At 72.0% G+C, this 23,706-nt stretch carries 20 protein-coding genes and 2 pseudogenes; 11 read left to right on the top strand and 11 right to left on the bottom strand.

All coding sequences use genetic code 11. The features are described 5' to 3' along the window. Positions 1-51 precede the first annotated feature (51 nt). Together ABIA35_RS43510 and ABIA35_RS43505 are read left to right on the top strand one after the other, a co-directional pair. Complete coding sequence (locus ABIA35_RS43510; RefSeq protein ID WP_370343382.1) at positions 52-1,299, top strand: cytochrome P450; 1,248 nt, start codon at positions 52-54, stop codon at positions 1,297-1,299. After that, positions 1,287-2,585, top strand: a complete 1,299-nt coding sequence (locus ABIA35_RS43505) for a condensation domain-containing protein (protein ID WP_370361915.1) — start codon at positions 1,287-1,289, stop codon at positions 2,583-2,585. Before ABIA35_RS43510 ends, ABIA35_RS43505 begins: the two co-directional genes overlap by 13 nt. 15 nt (positions 2,586-2,600) lie before the next feature. Here the strand turns inward: ABIA35_RS43505 and ABIA35_RS43500 are convergent, their stop codons facing one another. After that, positions 2,601-2,885 (bottom strand): acyl carrier protein, encoded by a 285-nt coding sequence (locus ABIA35_RS43500; protein ID WP_370361914.1) that lies wholly within the window; start codon positions 2,883-2,885, stop codon positions 2,601-2,603. Positions 2,886-3,032: 147 nt separating this feature from the next. On the opposite strand from ABIA35_RS43500, the gene ABIA35_RS43495 reads away from it, so the two are divergent. The 6 genes from ABIA35_RS43495 to ABIA35_RS43470 all read left to right on the top strand — a co-directional run bounded on the left by ABIA35_RS43495 (position 3,033) and on the right by ABIA35_RS43470 (position 10,688). Beyond that, on the top strand, positions 3,033-4,703 hold the full coding sequence (locus ABIA35_RS43495; RefSeq protein WP_370361913.1) for an AMP-binding protein: 1,671 nt from the start codon (positions 3,033-3,035) through the stop codon (positions 4,701-4,703). A gap of 37 nt (positions 4,704-4,740) precedes the next feature. Then, entirely contained in the window at positions 4,741-6,021 is a 1,281-nt protein-coding gene (locus ABIA35_RS43490; RefSeq protein WP_370361912.1) for a cytochrome P450, read from the top strand. Then, on the top strand, positions 6,018-7,163 hold the full coding sequence (locus ABIA35_RS43485) for a phosphotransferase (protein WP_370361911.1): 1,146 nt from the start codon (positions 6,018-6,020) through the stop codon (positions 7,161-7,163). The genes ABIA35_RS43490 and ABIA35_RS43485 overlap by 4 nt, the downstream gene beginning before the upstream one ends. A gap of 162 nt (positions 7,164-7,325) precedes the next feature. Beyond that, positions 7,326-8,939, top strand: coding sequence for a class I adenylate-forming enzyme family protein (locus tag ABIA35_RS43480; protein ID WP_370361910.1), 1,614 nt, complete (start codon positions 7,326-7,328; stop codon positions 8,937-8,939). Continuing rightward, entirely contained in the window at positions 8,936-10,504 is a 1,569-nt protein-coding gene (locus ABIA35_RS43475) for an SUMF1/EgtB/PvdO family nonheme iron enzyme (RefSeq protein ID WP_370361909.1), read from the top strand. The genes ABIA35_RS43480 and ABIA35_RS43475 overlap by 4 nt, the downstream gene beginning before the upstream one ends. Continuing rightward, positions 10,398-10,688: a MoaD/ThiS family protein gene (locus tag ABIA35_RS43470; RefSeq protein WP_370343370.1), complete on the top strand. Its 291-nt coding sequence runs from the start codon at positions 10,398-10,400 to the stop codon at positions 10,686-10,688. Before ABIA35_RS43475 ends, ABIA35_RS43470 begins: the two co-directional genes overlap by 107 nt. 163 nt (positions 10,689-10,851) lie before the next feature. Here the strand turns inward: ABIA35_RS43470 and ABIA35_RS43465 are convergent, their stop codons facing one another. Next, positions 10,852-11,244 carry a VOC family protein gene (locus ABIA35_RS43465; RefSeq protein ID WP_370343368.1) on the bottom strand — a complete coding sequence of 131 codons (393 nt, stop codon included), beginning with the start codon at positions 11,242-11,244 and terminating at the stop codon, positions 10,852-10,854. A 173-nt stretch (positions 11,245-11,417) separates the two neighbouring features. Between ABIA35_RS43465 and ABIA35_RS43460 the strand changes: the two genes are divergently transcribed. Further along, the gene (locus ABIA35_RS43460; protein ID WP_370361908.1) at positions 11,418-12,713 is read left to right on the top strand and encodes a hypothetical protein; all 1,296 of its coding nucleotides are present in this window, start codon (positions 11,418-11,420) and stop codon (positions 12,711-12,713) included. Between the two features lie 83 nt (positions 12,714-12,796). Next, complete coding sequence (locus tag ABIA35_RS43455; RefSeq protein ID WP_370361907.1) at positions 12,797-13,981, top strand: cytochrome P450; 1,185 nt, start codon at positions 12,797-12,799, stop codon at positions 13,979-13,981. A gap of 827 nt (positions 13,982-14,808) precedes the next feature. Here ABIA35_RS43455 and ABIA35_RS43450 read toward each other — a convergent pair. Together ABIA35_RS43450 and ABIA35_RS43445 are read right to left on the bottom strand one after the other, a co-directional pair. Further along, positions 14,809-15,270, bottom strand: coding sequence for a hypothetical protein (locus tag ABIA35_RS43450; protein WP_370361906.1), 462 nt, complete (start codon positions 15,268-15,270; stop codon positions 14,809-14,811). Beyond that, the gene (locus tag ABIA35_RS43445) at positions 15,267-16,151 is read right to left on the bottom strand and encodes a trans-aconitate 2-methyltransferase (RefSeq protein WP_370361905.1); all 885 of its coding nucleotides are present in this window, start codon (positions 16,149-16,151) and stop codon (positions 15,267-15,269) included. The genes ABIA35_RS43450 and ABIA35_RS43445 overlap by 4 nt, the downstream gene beginning before the upstream one ends. 160 nt (positions 16,152-16,311) lie before the next feature. Here ABIA35_RS43445 and ABIA35_RS43440 point away from each other — a divergent pair, with 160 nt between their 5' ends. Next, on the top strand, positions 16,312-18,009 hold the full coding sequence (locus tag ABIA35_RS43440; RefSeq protein ID WP_370361904.1) for an MDR family MFS transporter: 1,698 nt from the start codon (positions 16,312-16,314) through the stop codon (positions 18,007-18,009). 68 nt (positions 18,010-18,077) lie between these two features. On the opposite strand, the gene ABIA35_RS43435 is transcribed toward ABIA35_RS43440, so the two are convergent. From ABIA35_RS43435 to ABIA35_RS43405, 7 genes and pseudogenes are all read right to left on the bottom strand, one after another. Beyond that, positions 18,078-18,344 (bottom strand): DUF6059 family protein, encoded by a 267-nt coding sequence (locus ABIA35_RS43435; RefSeq protein WP_370361903.1) that lies wholly within the window; start codon positions 18,342-18,344, stop codon positions 18,078-18,080. Next, complete coding sequence (locus ABIA35_RS43430; RefSeq protein ID WP_370361902.1) at positions 18,341-18,532, bottom strand: hypothetical protein; 192 nt, start codon at positions 18,530-18,532, stop codon at positions 18,341-18,343. Before ABIA35_RS43430 ends, ABIA35_RS43435 begins: the two co-directional genes overlap by 4 nt. A 159-nt stretch (positions 18,533-18,691) precedes the next feature. Continuing rightward, positions 18,692-19,417 (bottom strand): FmdE family protein, encoded by a 726-nt coding sequence (locus tag ABIA35_RS43425; protein ID WP_370361901.1) that lies wholly within the window; start codon positions 19,415-19,417, stop codon positions 18,692-18,694. Positions 19,418-19,424: 7 nt separating this feature from the next. Continuing rightward, positions 19,425-20,015: a hypothetical protein gene (locus ABIA35_RS43420; RefSeq protein WP_370343357.1), complete on the bottom strand. Its 591-nt coding sequence runs from the start codon at positions 20,013-20,015 to the stop codon at positions 19,425-19,427. A 143-nt stretch (positions 20,016-20,158) separates the two neighbouring features. After that, positions 20,159-21,538, bottom strand: a pseudogene (locus ABIA35_RS43415) (adenylosuccinate lyase family protein); the annotation flags it as partial. A gap of 186 nt (positions 21,539-21,724) precedes the next feature. Then, positions 21,725-22,807 (bottom strand): annotated as a pseudogene (locus tag ABIA35_RS43410) (Glu/Leu/Phe/Val dehydrogenase dimerization domain-containing protein); the annotation flags it as partial. Positions 22,808-22,942: 135 nt separating this feature from the next. After that, positions 22,943-23,689: an SDR family NAD(P)-dependent oxidoreductase gene (locus ABIA35_RS43405; RefSeq protein ID WP_370343355.1), complete on the bottom strand. Its 747-nt coding sequence runs from the start codon at positions 23,687-23,689 to the stop codon at positions 22,943-22,945. Positions 23,690-23,706: the final 17 nt, after the last annotated feature.

The raw sequence follows: 23,706 nt of genomic DNA, 5'->3' as shown, positions 1-23,706 counted from the left end.
ACGGCTTCGACGAGCTCGACTAAACAAAGCACTGTCGTGCAATGTCGCGCTATGGACCCAACCCGCGAGGCGTCCGGGACGCCGGCGTCGTGTCCGTTCGATCCCGACGACGCCGCCACGATCGCCGATCCCTATCCCCGGTATCAACATCTGCGCTCTGACTCGCCGGTGCAGTACATCCCGCAGCACGAGCTGTGGGCGGTGACCCGGCATGCCGACATCGTCGCGGTCCTCAGCGATCCGCGCCGGTATTCCTCGCGTCTGGGCATGGCGGCGCTGCCCGGCCGGCACGGTACCCGTACCGTCGACTACCGCATCGGCGCGCCGGGCGTCCGGGTGCTCATCGCCACCGATCCTCCCGCGCACACCGCGTTCCGCGCGATCGTCGGGGCGCCGTTCCGGGGGCCCGGGCTGGCCCGGCTGGCGCCGCTGGTCGAGCAGGTGGCGCGGGCGGTCGTGGCCGACGTGCTGGAGCGGCAGCATCGCGAGGGCGGGTTCGACGTCTGCCACGATCTGGCCGCTCCCCTGCCGGTGCTGGTGCTGGCCGAGCTGTTCGGGGTGCCGACCGAGATGCGCGCGACGTTCCGCGAGTGGGCCTCGGCGGTCACCGATGACCTGAGTGCCCCGGGTGCCGAGGAGGACTCGCGGGCGGCGCTGGGGCGCGGCTACGACATGCTGCGCTACTTCCGGCGCGAGATCGCTCGGCGGCGGACTGAGCCGAGCACGGATCTGCTGGGACGGTTGGCGGCTGCTGATCGGGGCGTGTTGTCGGACCATGAAGTACTGGCGTTCTGTGTCTTCCTACTAGTGGCGGGTATCGAGACCACCACCAATCTGCTGACGAACCTCGTCGACGCGCTGCTCTCGTTTCCCGAGGCCGCCAAACGTCTGTGGGACGACCCGGGGCTGGCACCGGCTGTGGTGGAGGAGGCGTTGCGCTTCGACACCTCGGTGCAGGGTCTGTGGCGGGCCACCACCGAGCCGGTCGAGCTCGGCGGCGTGGCGCTGCCGGCGGGCAGCCGGCTGCTGGTGCTGTTCGGTGCGGCGAACCGGGACGGCGAGGTGTTCGCCGACCCTGACGAGTTCCGCCTGGACCGGGCCTCGAACCCGCATCTGGCCTTCGGCTTCGGACACCATTACTGCCTCGGCGCGCAGCTGGCCAGACTCGAACTGACGGCCGCGGTGCGGGCGCTGGTCGAGGCCACCGGCGGGATCGCGCGGCGGGGGCCGGCGGTCCGCCGGGACAGCCTGGTCCTGCGCGGCTTCAGCAGTCAGCCGGTGTCGGTATGGCCACGGTAGCCGGGCCGGCCGGAGACCTTCCGGCGTCAGTCGGCCAGCGGCTGTTGTGGGTCCTGGAGCGTTTCCGCGGCGATCAGGGCGCTGCGAATGTGCCGATCGTGCTGCGGCTGCGCGGGCCGCTGGACCACGGTCTGCTCGCGGAGGGAATCAGTGCTCTGGCGACTCGGCATGAGAGCCTGCGCACGACGGTGGCCGGTCGTGGGCGGCGGCTGGCCCAGCATGTCCATGCGGCGCCGGAGCTCGTGCCGATACCGGTGGTGGAGCTTGATGCGCCGAAGGATTCCCGGGACGCCGCGATCGAGGCGGCTGTGCTGGGCGAGATCGGGAAGCCGATCGACGTGGAGTCCTGGCCGACGCGCACCACGCTGTGGCGGTTGGACGACCAGGACCACGTCCTGTGCTTCAACATGCATCACGCCGCGACCGACGGCTGGTCCTGCGGGCTCGTGCTGCGTGATCTCAGCCTGCTGACGGATGCGAAGCGGCCGCCGCTGCCGGAGGTGGGGTGGCAGTACTCGGATTTCTGCGCCTGGCAGGAGGAGTGGCTGCGGGGCGAGCGGGCCAAGGCGGCTCACGAGTACTGGGAGCGGCAGCTCACCGGGGCCGAGTCACCTGGTGTCCCGCTGCGGCCGACGCCTGCCGGTGCGCCGCGAGTGGACGGCAGCGTCAGTGCGGATATCTCCGCGCACACGGTGGCGGCTCTTCAGCGTGTGGCGCGCGCCCGGCGCACGACGCTGCCCACGGTCATGCTCGCGCTCTATTACGCGGTGCTGCACCGGGCTACCGGCGAGGACGACCTGGCCGTCGCGTCGTTCATGGCCAACCGCGCGGATGCCCGGGCTCAGGAGACGGTCGGGCTGCTGGCGAACATGCTGGTGCTGCGGACCCGGATGAAGGCCGTGTCAGGGTTCGATGATCTGGTGCGGCGGGCCCACGATACGGTGATGGCCGCCTACGTGCACCAGGGGCTGCCCTACCAGCTGCTGCCGGCCGCGGCCTTCCAGGAGGCGGACCGCCGCGCCGACGACGTGATGTTCCAGATGATCCCGCAGCAGGACGTGCCGCGCACCGTGGCCGGGGCGGCGGCCGAGGCCGTCGTCGTGGACAACCTCGGCACCCGCTTCGAGGCGGAGTTCCAGCTCTATCAGCGGTTCGGCGCCATCCGTGCGGTGTTCTTCTTCAACGCCGCCCGGTTGGAGCGCCGGTGGGCCGCCGATCTGCTGGCCGACTATGTGGCGCTGGCCGCGCGGGCCGCCGCCGGTCGGGACGTGCTGTCAGGGGACTGAGGAAGGCCGGTCGCGCTATTCGGTGCCGGCGTCCGCCGGGAGCAGGCCCAGCACCAGCTCCACGATCTCCTCGACCGTGGTGATGTGCTGCACCTGCTCCTGGTCGATGGGCGGCAGGTCGAACTCGTCCTCCAAGGTGAATCCGAGTTCGAGCAGGGCCAGCGAGTGGTAGGCGAGGTCCTCCACGAGCCGCGTGGCACCGTCGGTGCGCGCGCCTTCGGGCTCCGGTGCCAGCTCCACGATGATCGAGCGGATCTTGGCCCGGGTGTCCTGGTCGACGAGTTCTGTTTCAGTGCTCACACGTAACTCCCGCTCCTGGTGTCCTCTGGCTGCTCTAATGCGGTGATTGCCCCTCACGAGCGCACTGCGTCATCCTCGCCCTGGGCGGAGCGCCGCATCCGGTGCGGCGGCGGCCCTAGGGTCTCACCGACCGAGGAGTCTGGGTCAATGGCCACCATCCCGCTGCTCGCATGGCTCGACGAACCGCATCCCGGCCACGGCGTCCGCTTCGCCGCCGACGACGGCTGGGAGGCGTGGTCCTATCCCGGGCTGGCGGCCTTCGCCGGCCGGGTCGCGCACGGCCTGCTGCGCGCCGGGGTCGGGACCGGGGACCGGGTGCTGATCGTGCACCGCTCCGGACCGGAGTTCGCCGCCACCCTGTTCGGCGTCATGGCCGCCGGCGCGGTGCCGTGCCCGGTGGCGCCGCCGCTGCTGTTCCACGACGCGCAGCGCTATGCCACGCATGTGCAGGCCGTCGCGCACGCGGCCGGGCCGGTCGCCGCGGTGACGCTGCCGGAGCTGCGCGAGCCGTTCCTGGCCCTGCTCGCGGACTCCGGCATCCGGGTCACGACCGTGGACGATCTGGTCTCAGGGATCGAAGACACGGCCGGGCTGCCGCCGGCGAAGCGGGCCGAGACGGCGCTGGTGCAGTTCACGTCCGGATCCAGCGGTACGGTGCGCGGGGTCGCGGTCCCGTTCGCCTCGCTGGAGGCCAACGTCGCGGCGATCCGCGCGTGGCTGGCGATGACGCCGGAGGACCCGACCGCCTCCTGGCTGCCGATCCACCATGACATGGGGTTGATCGGCTGCCTGCTGACCCCGGTGGTGAACCAGAGCGACCTGTATCTGCTGGGGCCGGAGTGGTTCATCCGCGACCCGGCGCGGTACCTGCGCTGCTTCGACCGCGGACCGTCCGCGCCCGGCGCGCGGCTGACCGCGCTGCCGAACTTCGGGCTGGAGCACATCACGCGGCGCGTGAAGCCGGAGGCGCTGGCCGGGCTGGACCTGTCCGAGTGGCGGGCGGTCATCGTCGGTGCCGAGCGGGTCGACGCCGCGGTGCTGGACCGGTTCGCGGCGCTGCTGGAGCCGTGCGGGTTCGATCGCAGGGCCCTGCTTCCGGCCTACGGGATCGCGGAGGCGACGCTGGCGGTGACCGGGTTGGCGCTGGATGTGGAGTTCGGCACGGCCGCCGTGGACGCTCGGACGTTGGCGGTGGGTAGTTCGGTGGCTCCATCCCTTGGTGGCAGCGGGGATTCGCTTCAGCAGGTGGTCGGGTGCGGGCGTCCGCTGACCGGGGTCGAGGTCGAGGTCGTGGACGACGAAGGGGTGCCGCTGCCGGACGACCGTCTCGGCGAGATCGTGGTGCGCGGCACCTCGCTGACAGCCGGCTACGTCGCCGCCGCCGGCACCGGTTCGCCGACGCGCTTCGAGGACGGGGGGCTGTACACCGGCGACGCCGGGTTCCTGCGCGACGGCCAGCTGTACGTGATCGGCAGGCTCGGCGACAGCGTGAAGGTGCGCGGTCGGACGGTCTTCGCCGAGGACGTCGAGGCCGCGCTGGTCGCCGAGGGCATCCCCCGGACGCGGCTCGCGGTGCTGCTGGGAGCCTCCGCGCAGGGGGCGACGGCGGTGGTCGTCATCGAGCAGGGCGAGCCGGAGTGGCTGGCCGGGGCGCGGAAGGTGGTGCGGCGGGTCGCCGAGGGCTCGGCCGGGGTCGTGCTCGACGTGCCGCGCCGGACCATTCAGCGGACCACCAGCGGCAAGCCGCGGCGGCGGGTGATGTGGCGGGCCTATGTCGACGGGGAGCTGCCGGGCGCGGTGGTGCCGGCCGGTTCCTGATCGGCTCATCTGAGGAGACAACGGAGGAGACCTGAAGATGCTCGGCGCCGTCCGCAAGGCGATCGACTGGCAGTGGCCGATGGTGGCGCTGCGGCCGATCTCGGGGAAGTACCGCCCGATGGAACTGTCCTACCGCCGCGATCCGTACGCCCACCTGGACCGGCTGCGCGCTCAGGCGCCCGTCTACTACAGCCGGCCGATCGGGTCGTACATGGTCAGCTCGTACGCCGGGGTCCAGGCGGTGCTGCGCGACCAGCGCTTCGTCTCCGACCGGAAGCTGGACACCTCGTTCCGCAACCGGATGACGTACAAGATGGCGAACTTCTCGCCGAAGGAGGCGGCGGCGTTCGACGCGACGCTGACTGCCGCGTCCGCCGAGGACCACCTGCGCATGCGCTCGGCGATCAACTACGACCTGAGCCGGTCACGCGTGGAGAAACTGCGGCCGCGTATGGAGTTCTGGGTCGATCGGCTCCTGGACCGCGCGCAGGAACGCGGCAGCATGGACCTGATCGCGGACTTCGCCGGGCCGCTGCCCATCTTCATCGCCGCCGAGCTGTTGGGCTTCCCGCCGGAGGACGCCGACAAGCTCCAGGAGTGGTCGGACAGCTACATCGTGCTCGTCGACCCGCTGATCGAGGGCGCGGGCCTGGACCGGATGCGCCGCGCTTTCCACGAGTTCGACGCCTACATCGGCCAGACGCTGCGCCGGAAGACCGCCGAGCCCGGCGACGACCTGATCAGCCGGCTGCTGGAGCGCCAGAAGGACGGCGAGCTGACCGAACTGCAAGTCCGCACCCTGACACTGATGCTGGTGGTCGCGGGCCACGAAGTCATCACCAACCTGATCGGCAACGCGATCGCCTGCCTGCTCCGCTTCCCCGACGAACGCGAGCGCCTGCAGAAGGACCCGAGCCTGATGGACACCGCGATCGAGGAGTTCATCCGCTACGAGTCGCCGATCCAGTCGGCGTGGCGCGTCGCCCCGGAGGAGATCGAGGTCGGCGGCGTGCGCGTGCCGGCGGGGCGCGCGGTGACGGTGCTGATCGGCGCGGCGAACCACGACCCGGAGCGCTTCCCCGACCCGCACCGGCTGGATGTGGGGCGCGCCGACAACAAGCATCTGGGCTTCGCTCTCGGCTCGCACTTCTGCGCCGGCCCGAACCTGGCCCGGATCGAGGGCGGCGTGGCGCTGCGGCGGCTGCTGGAGCGGTTCCCGGACTTCAGCGGGGACGGCGCGGCGCTGAAGTGGAAGCCGGCGATGGGGCTGCGGGGGTTGTACGAGCTGCCGATCAGTACCGGCGCCGGGTCTCGGTGACCGGCGGGGAGCGGCGCGGCGAGGACGGGAGCGGCGGGGCTCGCGAGCGCGGCCAGCCCGGCAAGCCCGATCAGCGCGCGCCGGCTGCCCCGACCTCCATCGCCGAGCTCACTCCGGCGTGGTGCACGGCCGCGCTGGCCCCGCTCATCGCCCCGGCGCGCGTCGTGTCCTGCACCGCGCACCCGATCGGCACCGGCCAGGTCGCCGGCACCTACCGCCTGCACCTCGCCTATGACCGTCCCGGCGCGGGGCCGCCGACCTGTGTCGCCAAGGTCCCCTCCAGCGACAAATCCTCGCGGGTGGCCGCGGCCGTCACGCGTTCCTACGAGATCGAATCAGGGTTCTACCGCGACCTCGCGCCGTCGCTGCCGGTCAGCCTGCCCGCCTGCCACCACAGCGCCTTCGACCCCGCTACCGGCGCCTGCGCCGTGCTGCTGGAGGACCTGGCGCCGGCGCGGCCGGTCGATCAGCTCGTGGGCTGCGATGCGGACCAGCTCGGGGGTGCCGTCACCGAGCTCGCGCGGCTGCACGGCGCGTACTGGGCCGATCCGGACGTCGCGCGCCTGTCGTGGCTGCCGCACACCGACCGGTCCAGCGCCACCGGCATGGCCGGGCTCGCGACCGCCTCGTGCCGGCGGTTCCTGCGGCGCTACGGCGATCGGCTCGATCCGGACGTCGCCGAGCTCGCCGAGCGGTTCCCGCCGGACGTGGCCGGCTATCTGCTGCACCGGCCGGGGCCGCGCACCGTCGTGCACGGCGACTTCCGGGCCGACAACCTGATGATCCGCGACGGCCGGGTCACCGTGGTCGACTGGCAGACCGTCGCGCACGAGCCGGGGGTCACGGACCTGGCGTACCTGCTGGGCGGCAGCGTGCGCAGCGAGATCCGGCGCGAGGTCGAGGGCGACATGGTGCGCCTGTACGCCGAGGTGCTGCGCGGCGCGGGTATCGCAGTGGACGCCGACGCCTGCTGGGCCGACTACCGGCGCTACGCCCTCGGCGGCCTTCTGATGGCGATCGTCGCCTCGGCGCTCGTGGTGCGCACCGAGCGCGGCGACGGCATGTTCGTGACGATGGCCAACCGGCACGGCCGGCACGCGCTGGACCTCGACGCCCGCGCGCTGCTGCCGTCGCGCGTCTGAGGCCGCAGACCGACTCGACCGGCCGGAACTGCCGGCGTCCAGCCAGCGCACAGCCCGGCAGCGCGATCCGCTTTCATTGACCCCGCACCGGGCCCCCGCATACAAAAACAGCGTGCTGAACCCCATCGCGGACATCCCCGTCGGCGACGACATCCAGCCGTGATGTCCGCCGAGGGACAGGACCTCATCGCACGTCAGGCGGCGACCCGGCCGGACCGGATCGCCGTCGTCGACGACCGCCCGGACCGGCAGGCCGTCCGGTACACCTACGCCGAGCTCGACGCCCGCGTCGCCGCCGCGGCCCGGACGCTGGCCGCCGCGGCGGTCCGGCCGACCACGACGGTCGCCTGGTGCGGCCGGAACTCGGCCGGCGTGCTGACCGTGATCGGCGCGATCCGGCGGCTGCGGGCCGTGGCGGTGCCGCTGAACCCGGCGCTGACCGTGTCCGAGGCCGCCCACATCCTGCGTGACAGCGGCGCCGAGGTGCTCTGCGTCGACGCCGAGGACGAGCGGGTGGGAGAGCTCGCCGAGCAACTGCCGGCCGAGGTCCCGGGCCTGCGGCGGATACTGCGCTTCGGCACGTATCAGGACCCGGATCAGGACCCGCTCACCGGTGGCCTGCTCCGGCAGCCGGGCTCGGAACCGGGCTCGGAACCACGCTCGGAACCACGCCCGGAATCAGGCTCCGAGCCGCCGGCCGGCGCCGACGCCGCCACCCCCGACGCAGACATCTTCTACACCTCCGGCACCACCGGCCGCCCCAAGGGCGTCGTCCGCCCCCGCCCGGCCGATCCGGCGAGCACGCCCCTGGTCGCCCTGATGGGCTTCGTGCCCGAGGACGTGCACCTGATCACCGGCCCGCTCTACCACTCCGGCCCGGCCCGCTTCGCAACCATGGCGCAGGCGCTGGGCAACACGCTGGTCGTCCAGTACAAGTTCGAGCCGCGCGACTGGCTGCGCCTGGTCGACACCCACCGGGTCACCGCCTCCTTCAGCGCGCCGACGCCGATGCGGATGGTCTGCGCGCTGCCGGCCGAGACCAAGGCCGGCTACGACCGCTCCAGCCTGAAGCGCTTCGTGGCCAACGCCGCGCCCTGGAGCCAGACGCTGAAGCACGCCTTCCTCGCCGACTTCCCCGCCGACTCGCTGTGGGAGGTCTACGGCTCGGCCGAGACCGGGGTGGCGACCGCGCTCGCGCCGGCCGACCAGCTGCGCAAGCCCGGGTCGTGCGGCCGTCCGGTGCCCGGCGTGGAGGTCGTGCTCTACGACGATTCCGGCGCCGCCGTGCGGCAGCCGCATACCAACGGCGAGGTGTTCGTGCGCTCACGGAGCATGTTCGTCGCCTACCGCAACGCCCCCGAGGCCTACGAGGCCGACCGGCGCGGCGAGCACCACTCGGTCGGCGACATCGCCTACCGGGACCAGGAGGGCTACCTCTACATCGTCGACCGGAAGAAGGACGTGATCATCAGCGGCGGGATGAACGTCTACCCGGCCGAGGTGGAGGCCGCGCTGGAGTCCTCGCCGGACGTCAGCGAGGCGGCGGTCGTCGGCGTGCCGGACGAGCACTGGGGCGAGCGGGTGCACGCGGTCGTCGTCCCGGCCGGGCCGGACGTCACCGCCGCCGCGGTCCTGGGCTTCGCCCGGACCTGCCTGGCCGGGTACAAGCTGCCGCGCAGCATCACGTTCACGGCGGCGCTGCCCAAGACCGGCTCGGGCAAGGTCCTGCGGCGCGCGCTGCGCGAGGGGGCCCGCAGCGGAGGTGAGGCCCGATGAGAGCCCTGACACTGCCCGGGGTCGGCCCGGCGGACCACATCCGCATCTCCAAGGACCTGTACGCGGCCCTGGTCGAGGAGGTGCGCCGGCGCCATCCGGCGAAGGCGTTCGGGTACTTCATCTCCGACCTGGACACGATGACGCCGACGGACTTCGTGCTGTTCGAGGACAACGAGCGCAACAGCACGCAGTGGCGGCCCCGGTTCGAGGCGTACGGCGACTACTACCGGAACCACGACGACGCCGGGTTCGTGGCACCGCCGGAGGAGGCCTGGCGGCTGCAGAAGCTGATCCGGGAGCGGGGCATGGTCGAGGTCGGGGTGTTCCACAGCCACAACCGGCACCCGGCGAACTTCTCGCGCATCGACTTCGAGCTGCACAACCAGTGCTTCGACTCGCTGTGGCACCTGCTGGTCTCGGTGCGCAATCCGGAGCTGCCGGTGCTGCGGGCCTACGACGTGGCGCCCGGCGGGATCCGGGAGCTGCCGGTGCGGGTGGACGGGATCACCGAATCCGCCCCGGCCGACGGCGACGCGCTCAGCCGCGACCAGATCGTGCTCCAGGCCGGCGAGGTGCTGGGCCTGGGCCGCGACGGCCGCCCGCGCTGCCGCGACACCGCCGCGGTGTGGGCCGCCGTGCAGGCGGTGCGGTCCCTGGGCGACGCCGAGGTCACCGACCGCTTCCTGAACCGCGGCCTGCTCACCGGCGCCCCCGAGCGGTTCGAGCACTACCTGGCCGACGACATGGCCGAGATCCCCGGCGGCGGCTTCCTGATGGGCACCGAGCTGACCGGTCCGAGCCACACCCACAACGAGTCGCCGCGGCACGCCGTGGAGCTGTCGCCGTACCTGATCGGGCAGTACCTGGTCACGGCCGAGATATACGGGCTCTTCGATCCCGACCGCTCCGGCGCCGGCCGCCACACGCCGGTGACGCACGTGTCCTGGACCGACGCCGCCGTCTTCGCACTGTGGATGGGAGCCCGGCTGCCGACCGAGGCGGAATGGGAGTTCGCCTGCGGGGCGGGCTCGGCGGGACCATGGTGCTGTCCGACCGAGGACGAGCTCGCGCGCTACGCCTGGTACACGAAGAACTCCGACGACCGGCTCCAGCCGGTGGGCACCCGCGAGCCGAACCGGCTGGGGCTGTACGACATGCACGGGAACGTGTGGGAGTGGTGCCACGACGCCTACGACGCCGCGTTCTACGCCCGCTCGCACCTGCTGGATCCGGTGTACGCGCCGGGTGAGGCGGCGGCGGACGGGATGGGGGGCGCCGACGCCTTCGGCGTCACCGGCGACCGTATCGCCCGCGGCGGCAGCGTGTTCGCCCACAGCGACATGTGCCGCAACGCCTACCGATCCCCCGAACCAGCCGGCTTCCACGCCGGCGACCTGGGCTTCCGGCTGGCCCGGGGCCGCCCGCCGCTGGAGATGGAGCCAGAAAGGAGACTGAGCCATGGTGAACCTGACGCTGGCCGCGCCGCTGGGGGTGCTGCTTCCGGGCAGCGACCCGTCCCGCCCGGCCCGCCGCACCGTCCAGGTCGAGGCAGCGACCTGGGCTGAACTGACCGACCAGCTCCGCGACCGCTTCCCGGTGCTGGCACAGCGCGTGCTCAACGGCGGCTGCGACGTGAACCCGAGCTTCGTGGTGGTCCTGAACGACACGGTGACCCGGCGTCCCGGCGCGACATTGGAACTGAGCCCCGGCGACGAGGTGTACCTGCTGGCGGCGGTGGCAGGCGGCTGATTTCAGACCGCTGCCGGTCGCGGACACCCTCGCGGGAGCGAGATTCCTGGCCGGCGCCGGCCGCCCGGGCCGCCGCCGATGCCGCGGTCGATATCAACACCGACACCGGCCGCCCGCAGCCTCGCAGGCGACCGGCTATCGGCGGCCGGCTTTCAGCCCCCTGTCACCCCTCCCCCACCAGCTCCGCGAAGTGCCACCGATGCCCCTCGGGGTCGACCGCCTCGTACCGCCGGTCGCCCCAGGGCGTGTCCTGCAGCTCCCGGTCGATCTCGGCGCCGGCGGCCAGCGCCGTGGCGTGGTGGGCCGTGACGTCGTCCACATAACAGATGGTCTTCTCGGTCACCCCGCTGAGCTCCCCCGGGGCGCTCAGGCCCAGGCCGCTGCGGCAGACCATCAGGGCCGAGCCGTCCAGCTCCAGCCAGATCAGCGCCGAGCCGTCGTCGTTGACCTTGCGGTGCTTCTCGGCGAAGCCGAACGCCTTCGCCAGCCAGTCGGCCGCCGCGGCCTCGTCGGCGTAGGCCAGGCGCGGGTAGATCCTGTTGGCGGGTCGGTACATGGTGCCACCTCCTGCTGTCAACATCAGCGTATTCAGCGTATTCGCCGCCTTCGCGGCCTGCGCAACTGTGGATCCTCGCCAGTTGGCGGGGATGATTTGTTCCACGTTGCCCCAGCGGTCCCCCCGCGCCCATGCTGTGCCCCGCGCACCGAGCGCGGAGGGAGCGACACGCCATGGCCAAGCCCAAAATCGTGTGGGACGTGCGACCGCGCCTGAAGGGTTTCGTGATCGACACCCTGGGCGTGAGCGCGCCGCCGAGGAATCCCCGGCCGCCGGACGGCCCGTCCATCGTGGTCCTGCCGTTCGTGAACGTCAGCAAGGACCCCGAGCAGGACTACCTGACCGACGGCGTCACCGAGGAACTGACCGGCGCCCTGGCGCGCAGCAGCCGCTATGTCTTCGTCATCTCCGCCGAGACCGCATTCACCTACCGCGACACCGAGATCCCGGCGCGGCAGATCGGCACCGAGCTCGGGGTCCGGTACGTGCTGCGCGGCACCGTGCAGCGCGAGGCCTCCACGATCCAGGTCGGCGTCCAGCTCGTGGAGGCCGGGACCGAGCAGACCCTGTGGGAGAAGGACTACCAGCCGGACCTGGCCGAGCTGTCGACCGTGCGGGCCGAGATCGTGGAGAACATCCTGGTCGCGGTCGGCTTCGAACTGGAGACCGCCGAGCTCAAGCGCCTCCAGAGCACCGCCTCGGCCGGGGCCATCGAGTGCCTGTGGCGCGGCTACTACCACCTGCGGCAGCTGACCCGCGAGGACCTGATGAAGGCCCGGGAGCTGTTCGCCCGGGCGGTCGAGCTGGAGCCGGAGCTGCCCGGCGGCTACGGGATGCTGGCCGGCACCTACACCCAGGAGCACTCGCAGGGCTGGAGCATGGACCCGACGCTGCTGGACACCGCCAAGAAGCTGGCGTCCAAGGGCGTGGAGCTGGACGAGGACTCCGGCGTCTCGCACGCCATCCTCGGCGTGGTGGAGCTGGTCCGCGGCAACTGGCAGAACGCTGTGAAGCACGAGGACCGCGCCATCGAGCTGGAGCCCAGCGTCACCTGGCCGCACGCGCTGCGCGGCATCGCCCTGTCGCAGGGTGGCAAGCCGCTGGAGGGCAGCCGCTCGATCAAGCGCGCCCTGCGCCTGGACCCGCATCCCCCGCACGGGCTGCTGATGGCGCTGTCCTACATCAACTACAGCGCGGGCCGCAAAACCGAGTCGATGGAACTGGTCGAGAAGGTCCGGGCCGAGAACAAGGACAACATCCTGGCCCGTATCGCCCTGGCCGCCTTCCACCAGCGCGAGGGCGACAAGGCCTACGCGCGCCGGCTGACCGGGGAGATCCTGGCCATCAACCCGGCGATCACCGTCGAGTACGCCATGGAGCTGATCCCGGGCCTGGAGAAGATCACGCCGAAGAACGAGTTCGTGCGGTACGCCGACGACCTCCACGCCGCGGGCCTGCCGCACGCGTAGCCCGCGTCGAGCCGATCCGAGTCCAGCCGATCCGAGTCCAGCCAAGCCGCGTCCAGCCAATCTGCCGCCGGAAGGGGCCGGTCATGACCATCATGTACAACCCGTTCGACCCGGACTACGTGAAGAACCCTTACCCGCAGCTCAAGGCACTCCGGGAGGAGGAGCCGGTGTACCGGAGCCCGATCGGGTTCTGGATGCTCACGCGCTACGACGACATCAACACCGCGCTGCGCGACACCGAGCGCTACAGCGTGGACCACCGCAACGCCAGCGTGATGGTCGTCGAGGAGCAGGACCCGAACTACATCCCGGTGATCCTCTTCCGCGACCCGCCGGACCACACCCGGCTGCGCAAGCTGCTGGCCAAGGCGTTCACGCCGCCGTTCGTCGAACGGTTCCGGCCGCGGATGCTGGCGCTGCTGGACGGGCTCATGGACGAGGTGGCCGACAAGGGCGAGTTCGACTTCGTCAAGGAGGTGGCCGAGCCGCTGCCGTACCTGTGCATCTCCGAGATGCTCGGGATGCCGGTCGAGGACCGGCAGACCGTGCTGGGCTGGACCTCGGACATCGTCAACGTCACCGAGCCGGTGCAGACCCCCGAGGTGACGCAGGCGATCGCCGACTCCCGCAACGCGATGCGCGACTTCCTGGTGGACGTCGTGGCGCACAAGAAGCGACAGCCGGCGGACGACCTCATCAGCGGCATGATCGCCGCCGAGGCCGACGGCGCCGGGCTGGCCCCGGAAGAGCTCATCGACCACATCATCCTGCTGCACGTCTCGGCCCACGAGCCGACCGCGAACCACCTGGCGCACGGCCTGCTGGCGCTGCTGCGCCACCCCGACCAGCTCGCCGACCTGCGCTCCGACCCGGGCCTGGACACCGCCGCGGAGGAGGAGATGCTGCGCTACGAGGCGCCGTTGCAGCTGACCGGGCGCATCGCCCTGGAGGACCTGGAGATCGACGGCCACAAGGTCGACAAGGGCACCCCGGTGGTGATGTCGCTGGCGGCGGCCAACCACGACCCGGCGCACTGGGGTCCGGACGCCGACGAGCTCGTGCTGCGCCGGCACCGGGCCGGCGAGCACCTGTCCTTCGCGCGCGGGATCCACACCTGCTTCGGGGCGACGCTGGCGCGGATGCAGGGCCAGGAGACGTTCGGGCGCTTCGTGCGGCGCTTCCCGGACGTGGCGCTGGCCGGCGAGCCGGAGTGGAACGGGCGGCTCAACGGCCGCGGGCCGTCGAGCGTGCCGATATCAGTGAACTGAGGTAGCTTCGCAGGCCGTGGACACGACCGCGCGCGGGTTTGAGTCACTGCGCACGCGTTGGGATGGCGGCCGGCGGCCGCGTTTGGTGGGCGCCGAAGATCAAGAGCAGGCGCCTGCGCGGCGAGCGGCCTCGGCTCGGAGGGATCACCAGACCCCGCGTGGGCTGCGGTCTGAGTGTTGGTCGCCTCTGTCCCGGATCCCTCGTCGCTGACGGCGCCGTAAACGGAATCATCCCGGCCTGGCGGTATCAAGTCGGATCACACGCTGCTGTGGTGCGGTTTCGTCCGACTTGACACCGCCAGTCCGGAATGATTGGCAGGGCCCGCCGACAGCGACGAGGGATCCGGGACAAACCCACCTGTGGGAAGGGATCCCGTACTACCAGCTCGCCAGTCACCACCGCAGCGTGTGCGTCCCGGAGTGGACCCCGTCCACACCACAGACCGGGTTTGTCCCGGATTCCCCGTCGCGTCGGCGGGCGAAGCCAAGCAGGCCGGGCCGGTGGCGTCAAGTCGCTGATACTCGGCCACCAGCTGGGCGATCCGACTTGATACCACCGGACCGGTCTGCTTCCGTAAGGCGACGATGCGACGGGGAATCCGGGACGAAGGCGACCACAAGCAACGACCGGCAGCCAGCAGCGCGACCCCCACTCCCCGGAGCGAGGCCGCTCGCCGCGCAGGCGCCGCCGGAGGCGCCCTTGACTGTCGCCTTTGACCGTCGCCCTTGACTGTCGCTCTTGACCTTGCCTCTCAGCACAACCCCGCCAACACGCCAACAGGGCGGCCCCACCGGAGCCGCCCTGTTCTGGGTCGCGCCTGCCTCCGTCAGGCCGTCGCGAGCCGAGCCCTCAGCTCATCGTCGTGGGGCCCGCTGGAAGGGTCGTCGAGGTCTGCGACGAACACCGCGACCGCCCGCACCCGCGGATCGGCGGCCAGCTCGGCGCGCAGCTCCCGCCAGGCCGCGATGTTCGGGTGCTGATACATGGCGGCGGCCTCGGCCGGGGCCAGCGTCGCGATCGCCCGGTCCAGCCGGTCCACGCTCAGCGGGTACGTCCCGGTCTCGTCCACGCGGCCCACGACCAGCCCCAGCACCACCGCCGGCAGCGCGTGGTCGGCGCCGGCGTTCACCACCGGGAAGCGGGCCGGCCCCGCCGGGACCACCGAGGCCGCTCCGTAGGCCGCCGGCGCGCGCCAGCCGGGGATCAGGCCCTCGAAGTGCTCCAGGGCGGCCCCGATCTTCTCCGGGGTCTCCCAGGCCGCCTCGCCGGGCCGGAAACCGCCGCTCACCTTCCGGCCCGGGGCGGGCGGCAGGTGTAGAGCACGAAGCTGCTCAGCTCCACCGGGCGGTCGCCGATGACGGCGCGCTCGGCGACGCTGAAGCCGTTCAGCTCCAGCTCCCGCTCCAGCAGGTACGGCGAGGTCTTGTGCTCGTCGTGGTTGCCGGTCTCCAGGTCGTCGCGGCAGATGGCGAGCTCGGCCATGACCACCGTCCAGGCCTCGTGGGCCACGGCGAAGTCGATGACGAACTTGTACCAGTGCCACAGGGCCAGCCGGCGCGCCTGCTCCAGGCCCTCGTTCCAGTCCGGGACCAGGCCGGTGGAGCGGTAGGACTCGACGTCGGCGGCGCTGTCGAACAGGTAGCCGTCGACCACCGAGATCTCCTCGGACTGCGCCAGCCGCTTCTGGTCGGTGTCGCTGAGGTACTCCGGGCAGAACTCGTCGCCGATGATCAGCACGCCGTCCGGGGACAGGATCTCGGCGACGTGGCTGAGGTAGTCGTGGCTCAGGTGGTGGTGGGTGCCCCAGGACACGACCACGTCCACCTCGCCGGTCCAGTCCTCGAAGCGCTCGGAGCTGACCGAGGCGGTGGGGTACGGGGCGAGCTTGTCCCGGGCCTGGGCCAGCGGGTTGGCCGCGATGTCGTTGGCGATGACGGCGGTGTCCGGCAGCGCCTGGACCAGCAGCAGGCTCAGGTCGCCGGAGCCGGAGCCGACGTCCAGCACCCGCAGCGGGCGCCCCAGCCGGGCGCGCATCCCGCGCACCACGGAGACGATGTGCTCGTCGCCCTCGGCGATGTCGGGGTGGCCGGTGCGCATGAGCGAACCGACGTCGATGGTGCGGTAGGCCGAACTCGTGTAGACCGTGTCGGCGCTTCCCAGTTCTGTCATTGCGGGCCTCCGAAGTGCTGCCTTGGGGTGAATCGCGCGGCAAGTATGGGTGCCGCCCGCAGTGCGGTGAAAGGTCGCCGATCGCCGGATCGCGCCAGAAGCCCCCGAAGGGCGATTCAGCACATTGACGCTCCCGGTGCGCCGGGCCGAGCCTGAGGGCATGACCGACCCAGCCCCCGCAGCGGCAGAAGAGACCGGCATATTCACGCACCGGCAGATCCTGACGATCCTGTCCGGGCTGCTGATGGCGATCTTCCTGGCCTCCCTGGACCAGACGATCGTCAGCGTGGCGATGCGCACCGTGGCCGACGACCTTCGGGGTTTCTCCCTCCAGGCCTGGGCCACGACCGCGTTCCTGATCACCTCGACCATCACCACGCCGCTGTACGGCAAGCTGTCCGACATGTACGGGCGCCGGCCGTTCATGCTGTTCGCGATCGGCGTCTTCATCACCGGCTCGGTGCTGTGCGGGCTGGCGCAGTCGATGTACCAGCTCGCGGCGTTCCGCGCGGTGCAGGGCCTGGGCGCCGGCGGGCTGTTCGCGCTGTCGCTGGCGATCATCGGGGACATCGTGCCGCCCCGGGAGCGGGCGAAGTACCAGGGCTACTCGCTGGCGATGTTCGCCACCTCCAGCGTGCTGGGCCCGGTCCTCGGCGGGTTCTTCGCCGGGGCGCACCACATTCTGGGCGTGTCCGGCTGGCGCTGGATCTTCTATGTGAACGTCCCGATCGCCGCCGCGGCCTTCATCCTGGTCGCCAAGAACCTGCACCTGCCGGCGCACCACACGCGCCGCCGCATCGACTGGCCGGGAGCCGCCGCCCTGGCCGCCGGCATGGTGCCGCTGCTGATCGTCGCCACCAACGGCCGCACCTGGGGCTGGGGCTCCGGGAGCGCGCTGGCGTGCTACGTCATCGGCGGGCTGGGCCTGGCGGCGTTCCTGTATTCCGAGAAGCGGTACGGCGACGACGCGCTCATCCCGCTGCGCCTGTTCGGCACGCGCACGTACTCGATCGCCACGACCAGCACGTTCGTCCTGGGCATGGCGATGTACGGCGGGCTGCTCGTGGTGCCGCTGTACCTGCAGATCGTGAAAGGCGGCTCCCCCACCAAGGCCGGCTTGGAGATGCTGCCGCTGGTGGCCGGCCTGATGGTCAGCTCAGTGGTCTGCGGCCAGGCCATCATGCGCACCGGCCGCTACCGCATCTTCCCGGTCACCGGCACGGCCCTGATCCTGGCGGCGCTGCTGCTGTTCGCCACGATCGGCGCGGACACCCCGGTCTGGCAGACCATGCTGGTGATGCTGCTGATGGGCCTGGGCGTGGGCGGCAGCATGCAGCCGCTGATCGTCGCGGTCCAGAACTCGGCCCGCCCTGCGGAGATCGGCGTGGCGACGTCCTCGATGACCTTCTTCCAGTCGATGGGCGGCACCCTCGGCGCGGCGGTGTTCCTGTCGATCCTGTTCAGCACCCTCGGCGACCACATCAACAGTGCCCTGAACACGGCATCGCAGACCCCTGGCTTCGCCGCCGCGGCCGCCACCCACCAGCAGCAACTGGCCGGCGGCGCGGTACGCGTGCTGAACGACACGGCGTTCGTGGGAACGCTGCCGCCGGTGCTGGCGCACCCGTACAAGACCGGCTTCTCCGGCGCGATGAGCGTGGTGTTCCTGTCGGTCGCGGCGATCATGGCGGTCAGCATGATCGTGATCTGCTTCCTGCCGGAGCTGCCGCTGCGAACGATGTCGGGTGCACAGGCTCGGGTCGAGGCGGATGCGGCGGGTGCTGATACATCAGACAGTGCTGCAGAGGACTCGAACCTGTCCCCGGCCACCCCGCCGCGGACTGCGCCATCGAGCTAGCCAACCCAAGAGTCACCACGAGAGCGGCGCGAAGGGTGACCTTCGCGCCGCTCTGGTCGTAGCCGCCGTCAGCCGTCCCGGCCGGTGCGCTCCAACTGCCTGAACAAAGCCCGCTCGACCCGGCTGAGGCGCGTCCGACGCGGCATCCGCTCGGGATGTCCGGGCGGCGGTCCGGCCGACGGTTCGGCCACCGGCTCAGGCCGCTTCTCAGGGGTCTGCTGCGGCTCGCGACGCCGCGTCCGGGTGGCCGGCGACCAGTACCACGCGTACGCCGTCAGCCCGGCCAGCATCGCCTTCCCGACGGCCTCCAGGCGGCGCCGCACCACGGGCCTCATCGGCGCGTCACGCCCTCGTGGCTCGTCCGCTGACGCGGGATCGGCGCCACGCGCGGCTCCGGCCGCCGGCGTGTCATCCGCAGGCAGACCGCCAGGCCGGCGAGCGCTGCCAGGAGCGCGGCCGCGCCGAAGATTGGCATGAACGCCGCGCTCAGGTAGTTCAGGGCGGCGTCCCAGGGGTAAGCCACGGTTCCGACTCCTTTTGTCTGAAAGGACCGGTTGTACCTGCTCGTGCCGCCGCCATCGTGGCAGCGTGGCCGCGGGGCGTCGACGTGCTCGAATAGCGCGAGGCGCGGCCGTCGGCACCGTGGGTTCGGTGCCGGCGGCCGCGCCGTGGGGAAGCTGTATCAGTGCTGGTGCTCGTGCTGATGCCCGTGGCCGTGGCTGTGCCCGTGGCCGTGCCCCTGTCCCTGCCCCTGTCCCGCCTGGCTCAGCGGGTGGTGCCCGTGGTCGCCGTGCCCGTCCGGCAGCACGCCGCCGTGCGCTGCCAGGTGGCACGCCGGGCACACCATGCGCCCGCGGTGGTCGTGCAGCGTCTCCACGCTGGTCGGCTCGCCGCAGTCCACGCACGGCTCCACCGGGGCCACCAGCTTGCGGGTCGGGATCGGGCCCTTCACCTCGTCCACCGCGAGGATGTCCTCCTCCGGCATCTCCAGGATCCGGGCGGTCCGGTCGGCCTGGATCGCGGCGAAGCGCGCCGCTTCCTCTGCGGTGGCCTGGCCCTGCTCGATGTGTTCGGCCAGTTCCTGGACCTCGGCGTCGCGGAAGGCGATGCTGCCGGCCTTGGCGCGGATGCGCAGGCCCAGGTCGCGGCCGGGGGCCCAGAACGTGAAGACGCGGCGGCCGGTGTCCTGGAGCACGAGGTTGCGCTTGCCGACCGTGCAGCCGGTCAGCACCTGCAGCGCGTCCACGGCGCAGGTGTCGGTCTCGGCGACGACCAGCAGGGCCGGGTCGCCGGCGGCGACGCCGACGCGGGCCAGCGCGGCCTCGGCGACGCGCAGGCCGAGCGCGGCGCCCGGGCATTCGTGGCGGTGGAACGCGACCACCTGGCGGTAGGACTCCGTGCGATCCATGGGCGGGTCATCCTCTCGATGCGTTGTCGTGGGGCACGAGCCGGATGGGCGCCTCGTGGGCGTTGTCGCCCTCGAAGAACGCGCGCAGCCGGGGACGGTGCAGGTCGACGGCGGAATAGACGAAGGTCCACTGGCCGGACTCGGCGGCCAGCGCGCGGTCCAGGCCGGTGCAGGTGTCGCGCAGCGGATCGTGGTCCCAGGCCACGCGGTGGGTGTGGTAGTTCCCGAACACCACCCAGCCGGTGTCGTCGCAGGCCTGCTCCACCGCCATCAGCTCGCGCGGGTCGGCGATCCAGCCGCGCTGCTCGTTCGGGGTCTGCGAGGGGATGGCGAAGGCGTCGACCACCTCGTCCATCTCCTGACGGCGCGCCCGGTCGTGCCGCATGTTCGCGAGCAGCGGGAACACCGCGCGCACCGCGAGGGCGCCGCCGGCCGGCGCCCCGGCGAGCATCCCGAACGCCTTCGTCTCGGGCGTCTCGCCGTCGATGTAGTGGCCGGTGAGCTTGCGCACGACGTGGGAGGCCACACAGGCGAACAGCGAGCGGGGCAGCACGATCTCCTCGACCTGGGACAGGTCCCCGGCGGCCAGGACGGTCACGATGGACCGCCAAGAACAACGGGATCAGTCGAACCAGCAGCACCGCCCGGCTCGACGGGGCCTGCCGGACCCCGCGAACCGTCCGCCGCCGGTGCCGCCGAAGCCACCGATGACACCGAAGCCGCCGGCACCGCCAGCACCGCCCGCGCCCGCGCCACCACCCGCCCGGTCAGCGCCGCCGACTGCCCGAGATACCCGGCCGGGTCGAAGATCCGGTCCAGCTCGTCCTCGGCCAGCTCGGTCCTGCTGCGCAGCGACTCGCGCAGCGACCCGCCCTCCTGCCGCGCCGTCTGGGCGAGTTCGTACACGAAGTGGTGCGCGCTCTGCTTGCCCATCGTCTGGCCGAGCACCAGCATCAGCCGCTCGGTGGCGACCTGTTCGGCGACGTCCCCGACGTTCTCCCGCAGCCGCTCGGCCCGCACCGCCAGGCCGTCCAGCACCCGGGTCACCAGCTCGCAGGCCGACAGCGTGAAGTGCGAGACGTCCGGGACGCAGGCCCATTCGATGCGCAGCGTCCGCGAGTCCCGCTCGTTGTCCCCGCCCAGGCACGCCATGGCGTTGGCCACCTGCGAGGCGGCCAGCCGGGCCATCACCACCGCGTGCTCGCAGGCCTCGGGGTTGCGCTTGTGCGGCATCGTGCTGCTGCCGACCTGGCCGTAGCGCCAACCCAGCTCCACCTCGCCGAACTCCGGGCGGGACAGGAGCCTGATCTCGTCGGCGATGCGGCCCAGGGTCCCGGCGACCATCGCCAGCCCGGTCACGTACTCGGCGACCCGGTCCCGGGACACGTGCCAGCCGATGGCCGGCGCGGCCAGCCCCAGGCGCAGCGCGAAGGCCTCCAGCAGCGGCAGCGCCTGCTCGCCGAACCCGGCCATGGTCCCCACGCCGCCGAACAGCTGGGCCACCAGGACCCGCGGCCGCATCTGCTCGATCCGCTCCAGGTGCCGCAGCAGCTCGTCGATCCAGCCGCTGATCTTCAGCCCGAAGCCCATCGGCAGCGCGGGCTGCGCGTGGGTGCGGCCCAGGCAGACGCTCTCGGCGTTCTCCTCGGCCAGCTCGGCCAGCCGGCCGAGCATATGCCGCACCAGGACGGTCAGCTCGTCCAGGACGTCGCGCATCTCCAGGGACTGCGCGGTGTCCTGGATGTCCTGGGTGGTCGCGCCGTAGTGCACGAACTCGCCGGCCCCGTCCTCGCACACCGCCTGGAACGCCCGCAGGAACGCCACCAGCGAGTGCGAGGTGCGCCGGATCTCGGCCCGGACCCCGTCCAGGTCCAGCAGCTCCGCCCGGGCCGCGCGGGCGATCGCCTCGGCCGCGGGCTTGGGGATGATGCCGAGGTCGGCCTCGCTCAGCGCCAGCGCCGCCTCGACGTCCAGCCAGCGCTGGAAGCGGCAGCGGTCGCAGAAGACGCGCCGGCTCGACTCGGTCCCGTAGTTGTGGCCGTAGAAACGCGAGTCGGTGATGTGGCCGCGGGTGTGGCCGCAGTCGCCGGACAGGTCGGACGCGCCGGACGGGCCGGGCAGGTCCGGGCCGGCCGAGGAGTCACGGCCGGCGGCGGTGCTGGTGGTCGTCATGGTGCTCACGCTCCCTGGGTGTGCGCTGGTGGTCCGGCCGCGCCGGCCGCTGGGGGCCGGCACGGTGACGCGGTACGGGCAGGACCCGTAGGGCCGCTCGTCGGGGTCGACCATCGAGGCCTGCGCCATGTCGAGGGCGACCTGGCGGGTCGGCAGCCGGCGCTCGCGCGCGCCGGCCAGCACGTCGCCGACCAGCTCGCGCATGATGCCGGCGACGCCGTCGAGCACCTCGCGCGGCTCGGGCGTGGCGCGCGGGCCGAACAGCGCCTCCATCGACGCCGATCCGCCGACGCCGCCGATGAAGTCCGGGACGACGGTCACGCCGCGCCGGGTCAGCGCCGTCTCGGCCTGCTCGCTCAGCCCGCAGTTGGCGCCGACCGCGACCACCGCGGCCGACAGCTCGCCGGCGCGCGCCGCGGGCACGGCGTCGGCGCAGCCGGCCAGGATCAGCACGTCGGCGGGCAGGTCCAGCACGGCCTCGCGCGGCAGCACCCGGCCGCCGCCGGGCAGCTCGGGCACCGGACAGGAGATGTCCCGCGCGAGCATGGCGGCCACGTCGAGCCCGGCCCCGGCGACCCGGCAGCCGTGCTCGTCGGCGATGGCGGTGATCCGCACCCCGGCCTCGGCCAGGGCGAGCGCGGCGGGCCGGCCGAGGTTGCCGAAGCCCTGGATGGAGACGGTCATGCGGTCCCGGCGCAGCCCTTCGAGGTCCGCGGCGGTCAACGCGGCGAAGGCCAGGGCGTGCCCGGCCCGGCGGTCGCCCACGCTCAGCGGCCCGACCGGGGCCGCCAGGACCGCCATCCGGGCCCGGAAGTCCTCTTCGGTCAGGTGCTGCGCGGTCCGCACGGCCGACTTGGCCGAGCCCGCGCCGACCGCGGCGGCCAGCCGGTCGAGGGTCTCGAAGCGGGTGCCCATGTCGGCGCCCATGCTGAACCGGGTGCGCAGCTCCTCGGCCAGGAAGGTCAGGAACCTGCGAAGCACGGCGTCGCGCCGCGGCCCGGCGGGATCGTAGGCGAGCCCGCACTTGGCCCCGTCGACGTTGAGGCCGAGCACCCGCTGTTTGAGCGTCATGCGCGCGGCGAGCTCGCGCAGCGTGTCCACGGACAGGCCCGGGCTGAGCCGGCAGCCGCCGGCGGCCAACCGGCAGTCGGTCCGGTCATAGACCAGAAAGCCCGGGCAGTTCTCGACCGGATCTCGGTACTCCAGGATTCGGACCATCGTCGCGGCGCCCCCTGACGAAGTCATCGAGCAGTGGTCCTGATTATCAGGACCCGGCTCTATTCGGTTCACGACGCATCCGGTTGTACGCCCCCGCCCCGGGCCGCGGACAATGGGGCAAATGAGCCCGGTACGTCAGCGGCTGTGGACGACTCCGCCGTCCACGCGCAGCACCTGGCAGGTGATGTGCCGCGCGGCCGGGGAGGCCAGGAAGCGCACGGCCTCTGCGATGTCGGCCGGCTTGCCGGCGCGCTGGATGAGCGTCTCGGTGACCCGCTCGGCGTGGAACTCGGGGGTCTTCCTGCCGTGGAAGAACTCTGTCTCGTCGATGTATCCGGGTGCCACGACGTTGCAGGTGATGCCGCGCGCGCCGAGCTGCTTGGCCAGGAAGATGTTCCAGGTGTTCATCCCGGCCTTGGCCGCGCCGTAGGAGCCGGCGCCGCGGTCGGCCGCGAAGGAGCCGATGTTGACCACGGCCGAGCCGGGACCCAGCCGGTCGTCGACGACGGCGGTGGTCAGGACGGCGGCAAGCAGGTTCGCCTCCAGGTTGGCCCGCCAGCGCGCGGCCAGCTCGTGCAGTCCGGCCGGGGGCGGGCCCTCCATGTCGCGGTTGCCGCCGGCGTTGTTGACCAGGACGTCCAGGGCGGGCGGGAGCTGCGCGGCCAGCGCGATCAGCTGGTCGGGGTCGGTGTGGTCGCAGACGATCGCGGTGACGTCGCCGGGGATCTCCTCGGCCGCCGCCTCCAGCAGGTCTTTGCGCCGGCCGGTGATGAAGACGTGGTCGCCGTCGGCGGCGAACAGCGTCGCGACCGCTTTGCCGATGCCGCTGCCGCCGCCGGTCACCAGGATGGTCCGGGGCTGTATCGGTGTAGCCGCCTTCATGGGGACTCCTTTGCTTC

This window comes from Catenulispora sp. MAP12-49 (genome assembly GCF_041262705.1).
GTDB lineage: Bacteria > Actinomycetota > Actinomycetes > Streptomycetales > Catenulisporaceae > Catenulispora.
This window is presented reverse-complemented; position numbering and strand designations above follow the sequence as displayed.

Bases quoted from the DNA above. Each gene is read 5' to 3' on its own strand.
- ABIA35_RS43470 (WP_370343370.1), top strand. From the start codon at position 10,398: ATGGTGAACCTGACGCTGGCCGCGCCGCTGGGGGTGCTGCTTCCGGGC.
- ABIA35_RS43445 (WP_370361905.1), bottom strand. From the start codon at position 16,151: ATGACAGAACTGGGAAGCGCCGACACGGTCTACACGAGTTCGGCCTAC.
- ABIA35_RS43480 (WP_370361910.1), top strand. From the start codon at position 7,326: ATGTCCGCCGAGGGACAGGACCTCATCGCACGTCAGGCGGCGACCCGG.
- ABIA35_RS43510 (WP_370343382.1), top strand. From the start codon at position 52: ATGGACCCAACCCGCGAGGCGTCCGGGACGCCGGCGTCGTGTCCGTTC.
- ABIA35_RS43435 (WP_370361903.1), bottom strand. From the start codon at position 18,344: ATGAGGCCCGTGGTGCGGCGCCGCCTGGAGGCCGTCGGGAAGGCGATG.
- ABIA35_RS43440 (WP_370361904.1), top strand. From the start codon at position 16,312: ATGACCGACCCAGCCCCCGCAGCGGCAGAAGAGACCGGCATATTCACG.
- ABIA35_RS43495 (WP_370361913.1), top strand. From the start codon at position 3,033: ATGGCCACCATCCCGCTGCTCGCATGGCTCGACGAACCGCATCCCGGC.
- ABIA35_RS43425 (WP_370361901.1), bottom strand. From the start codon at position 19,417: ATGGATCGCACGGAGTCCTACCGCCAGGTGGTCGCGTTCCACCGCCAC.
- ABIA35_RS43455 (WP_370361907.1), top strand. From the start codon at position 12,797: ATGACCATCATGTACAACCCGTTCGACCCGGACTACGTGAAGAACCCT.
- ABIA35_RS43465 (WP_370343368.1), bottom strand. From the start codon at position 11,244: ATGTACCGACCCGCCAACAGGATCTACCCGCGCCTGGCCTACGCCGAC.
- ABIA35_RS43490 (WP_370361912.1), top strand. From the start codon at position 4,741: ATGCTCGGCGCCGTCCGCAAGGCGATCGACTGGCAGTGGCCGATGGTG.
- ABIA35_RS43405 (WP_370343355.1), bottom strand. From the start codon at position 23,689: ATGAAGGCGGCTACACCGATACAGCCCCGGACCATCCTGGTGACCGGC.
- ABIA35_RS43460 (WP_370361908.1), top strand. From the start codon at position 11,418: ATGGCCAAGCCCAAAATCGTGTGGGACGTGCGACCGCGCCTGAAGGGT.
- ABIA35_RS43475 (WP_370361909.1), top strand. From the start codon at position 8,936: ATGAGAGCCCTGACACTGCCCGGGGTCGGCCCGGCGGACCACATCCGC.
- ABIA35_RS43505 (WP_370361915.1), top strand. From the start codon at position 1,287: ATGGCCACGGTAGCCGGGCCGGCCGGAGACCTTCCGGCGTCAGTCGGC.